The organism is Ralstonia sp. ASV6, from assembly GCF_016429285.1.
GTDB classification, from domain to species: domain Bacteria; phylum Pseudomonadota; class Gammaproteobacteria; order Burkholderiales; family Burkholderiaceae; genus Ralstonia; species Ralstonia flaminis.
The window spans coordinates 1-3,923 of sequence record NZ_JAELUI010000259.1 but is presented as its reverse complement, the minus strand read 5'-3'; the positions used below and the strand labels follow the sequence as shown (position 1 = coordinate 3,923).

Here is a 3,923-nt window from a genome sequence, read left to right as displayed (position 1 = left end):
CTCCTTGGCATCTTCCTGCCAGCGGAACAGCGGTTGGCCATGCTGGGCGACGACGATGGCGACCAGGTAGCGCGGATCGGCCAGGATGGGCGCCGTTTCGGGCATGTCGCGCAGGTCTACCTTGGGCGGCTGGCCCGATAGCGCATACGCCGCCAGTTTGTGCGTGAGCGCAAAGGTGTCGGAGTGCGTGCGCGGGAGCTGGTCGATGCTGTACAGGTATGGAGCGAGCGCCACGCGCGCGCTGGACGCCATGACGTGCGCCTGCAGGTGCACCTGCAGCGTCTGCGCCAGTTCGGGCTTGATGGTGCCCGAGGGAATCATGTAGCGCGTGTGGGCCAGGATGGGCGCCGCAATCAGCAGCGCATCGTATTCAATGCCACCCGAAGTGAGCACCGCCGACTCGGCCAACGTCTCGGCCTGTTCGGCCAGCACGTCGGAGGCTTCCTCGTTGTGCTTGAAGAGGTGGTCGAGTGCCGCGTCGAGTGCGGTCTGGCTGCCGTTCTTGAGCAGCCGGGAAAGACGTTCGGACAGCCGTTGTTCCCAGTAGACGTCTTCGATGCGACTGCCTGACGCATCGAGCGCCAGCGCATCGGCGACGAGCCGTTCTGCATCGGGGGAAAGACGTTGGGGGGCCTTGGAGCGGAATCCTGCCATGCTGTGCCGTACCGGTCGATTGGAAAGAAGGGGCGTTATTTTACCCTTGGTCGCTGCCGCGTGATGCTTTGTCAGCGAAACCCCTAAGGCTTGACGGCGGGCGCCGACGCTTCAGCCGCCACGTCATGGGTCGCAGCCGGGGCGGATGCCGCAGCGGGTTCTGATGCCACCGGCATGCTCGCGGAGGCCGTTGGTGCAACGGCGGAAGCGGGCGCCTCCATGGGTGGAGGCGGCGGCACGGGCGCAGCCGTTACGGCGGGTGGGGTTGTCGCGGCGGCAGTCGGTGCCTGGGCATCGGTCTGTGGCGCCTTGAACAGAATGTAAAACACGGCGGCCGCCACGACGAGTAGGGCGAGGACCACTTTGGCCATGGGTGTGAAGCTCCTGCGTATGAAACGATCGGGCGATGGCCGGACATGGGACGCCACGCGGCCTATTCGGCACACTCTACCAAAGCACGCCCACTCGTTGGAACATCGTCACCTTGTTTGATTTGGCTGGCAATAAAAAAGCCGGCTCTAAAGAGCCGGCTTCCGATCTGCTACAGCGCAGCGGGTTGGTTTAAGCGGCCAGCAACTGACGCAGCACGAACGGCAGGATCCCGCCGTGCTTGTAGTAGTCGACTTCGATCGGCGTGTCGATGCGCAGCAGCACTTGCGCACGCGTGGTCTCGCCGTTGGCGCGCTTGATCACCAGGGTGACGTCCTGTTGCGGCTTGATCTCGCCGTCCAGGCCTTCGATGTCGAAGGTTTCGTCGCCGACGACGCCCAGCGATTGCACCGAGTCATTGCCCTTGAACTGCAGCGGCAACACACCCATGCCGACCAGGTTCGAGCGGTGGATACGTTCGAAGCTGCGTGCGATCACGGCCTTCACGCCCAACAGTTGCGTGCCCTTGGCGGCCCAGTCACGCGAGCTGCCCGTGCCGTACTCTTCGCCACCGAACACGACCGTCGGCGTGCCTTCGGCGATGTACTTCATGGCCGCATCGTAAATCGACATTTGCTCGCCGCTCGGCTGGAACAGCGTCTCGCCGCCTTCCACGCGCGAACCGTCGGCCTTGGCCGGGATCATCAGGTTCTTGATGCGCACGTTGGCGAACGTACCGCGCATCATCACCTCATGGTTGCCGCGGCGCGAGCCGTAGCTGTTGAAGTCGGCCTTGAGCACGCCGTTGGCCAGCAGATACTTGCCGGCGGGCGACGTTTCCTTGATCGAGCCGGCCGGGGAGATGTGATCGGTCGTCACGGAATCCCCAAACACGCCCAGTGCACGGGCGCCCGAAACCGATGCCGAAGCTACGGCCGGCGTCATGCCAAAGCCTTCGAAGAACGGCGGCTCGGCAATATAAGTCGACTTCGGCCAATCGTAGACTTGGCCCTTCGTGCCCTTGACGTTGGCCCACAGCTTGGACGGCTTCTTGACCTGCTCGTAGTTCGTGCGGAACGTGTCGGCGTTCATGGCGAACTTCATCAACTTGGCGATCTCGTCCGAGGTCGGCCAGATGTCGCCCAGGTAAATGTCGCGGCCGTCGTTGCCCTGGCCAACGGGCTGGGTCATCAGGTCGCGCGTCACGTTGCCGGCAATCGCATAAGCAACGACCAGCGGCGGCGATGCCAGGAAGTTGGCGCGGATGTTCGGGTGGATGCGCGCTTCAAAGTTGCGGTTGCCCGACAGCACGGCAGCGGCCACGATGTCGTTCTTGACGATGGTTTCGTTCAGCTCCGGCGTCAGGTCGCCAGCGTTGCCGATACAGGTCGTGCAGCCGTAAGCCGTCACGCCAAAGCCCAGCTTTTCCAGGTAAGGCAGCAGGCCGGCAGCTTCCAGGTACTTCGTCACCACGCGGCTTCCCGGGGCGAGCGAGGTCTTGATGTGCGGTGCCACCTGCAGACCGGCTTCCACTGCCTTCTTGGCCAGCAGGCCAGCAGCCAGCAGCACGCTCGGGTTCGAGGTGTTCGTGCACGAAGTGATGGCAGCGATCAGCACGTCACCGCTCTTCACGTCCACGCCGTTGCTGGTCGTGAAGGTCTTGTCGAGGTCGGCTGCGTTCTTGTTGAAGCCGTTCTCGGCCACCGGCTTCGAGTACAGCGACGAGAACGTCGACTTCACGTTGCCGATCTCGATGCGGTCTTGCGGGCGCTTCGGGCCGGCCAGCGACGGGGCGACCGTGCCCAGGTCCAGCGTGAGCGTCTTGGTGTAGTCGATCTCGCCGGCCTTCGGGATGCCGAACAGCTTCTGAGCCTTGAAGTAGCCTTCGAACGCGTTGATTTCTTCTTTGGTGCGGCCCGTGCCCTTGAAGTAGTCGACGGTCTTTTCGTCAACTGGGAAGAAGCCCATCGTGGCGCCGTATTCCGGTGCCATGTTCCCGATGGTGGCGCGGTCCGGCAGCGACAGGCTGGCCGTGCCTTCACCAAAGAACTCGACGAACTTGCCGACGACCTTTTCCTTGCGCAGCATTTCGGTGATGGTGAGCACCAGGTCGGTGGCGGTCACGCCCTCACGCAGGCGGCCCTTCAGTTCCACGCCTACCACGTCCGGCGTCAGGAAATACACCGGCTGACCGAGCATGCCGGCTTCGGCTTCAATGCCGCCCACGCCCCAGCCCACCACGCCAATACCGTTGATCATGGTGGTGTGGCTGTCCGTGCCGACCAGCGTATCCGGGTAGTACACGCCGCCCTTCTTATGGACGCCGCGGGCCAGGTATTCCAGGTTGACCTGGTGGACGATGCCGAAGCCCGGCTGCACCACGCCAAACGTGTCGAATGCCTGCATGCCCCACTTCATGAACTGGTAGCGCTCGTTGTTGCGCGAGAATTCCAGTTTCATGTTCAGGTCCAGCGCCTTCTTCTCGCGGAAGTGGTCGATCTGCACCGAGTGGTCCACCACCAGGTCGACCGGCACCAGCGGCTCGATCTTCTTGGGGTTCTTGCCCATGCGCTCGGCCACGTTGCGCATGGCGGCCAGGTCGGCCAACAGTGGCACGCCGGTAAAGTCTTGCAGCACCACGCGGGCGACAACGAACGGGATTTCGTCAACGCGCTCGGCGTTGGGCTTCCAGTTGGCCAGTTGCGCAACGTGCTCTTCGGTCACTTTCTTGCCGTCGCAGTTGCGCAGCACCGATTCCAGCACAATACGGATCGATACCGGCAGGCGCTCGATCGCCACGCCCAGTTCCTTGCCCAACTGCGGCAGGGAATGGAACTTGCCGGTCTGACCGCCGTTGATCTTGAATTCCTTGAGTGTTTTTTTCAGGTTGTGGGGCATGG

At 63.1% G+C, this 3,923-nt stretch carries 3 protein-coding genes; all 3 read right to left on the bottom strand.

The window, feature by feature from the left end:
• The coding region (locus tag JHD73_RS26990) for a DUF2863 family protein (RefSeq protein ID WP_199033211.1) at positions 1-654 on the bottom strand (654 nt) is incomplete at its 3' end.
• 83 nt (positions 655-737) lie between these two features.
• Positions 738-1,025, bottom strand: coding sequence for a hypothetical protein (locus JHD73_RS26985; RefSeq protein ID WP_199033210.1), 288 nt, complete (start codon positions 1,023-1,025; stop codon positions 738-740).
• A gap of 190 nt (positions 1,026-1,215) precedes the next feature.
• Positions 1,216-3,921 (bottom strand): aconitate hydratase AcnA, encoded by a 2,706-nt coding sequence (gene acnA, locus JHD73_RS26980; RefSeq protein ID WP_199033209.1) that lies wholly within the window; start codon positions 3,919-3,921, stop codon positions 1,216-1,218.
• Between the last annotated feature and the right edge of the window lie 2 nt (positions 3,922-3,923).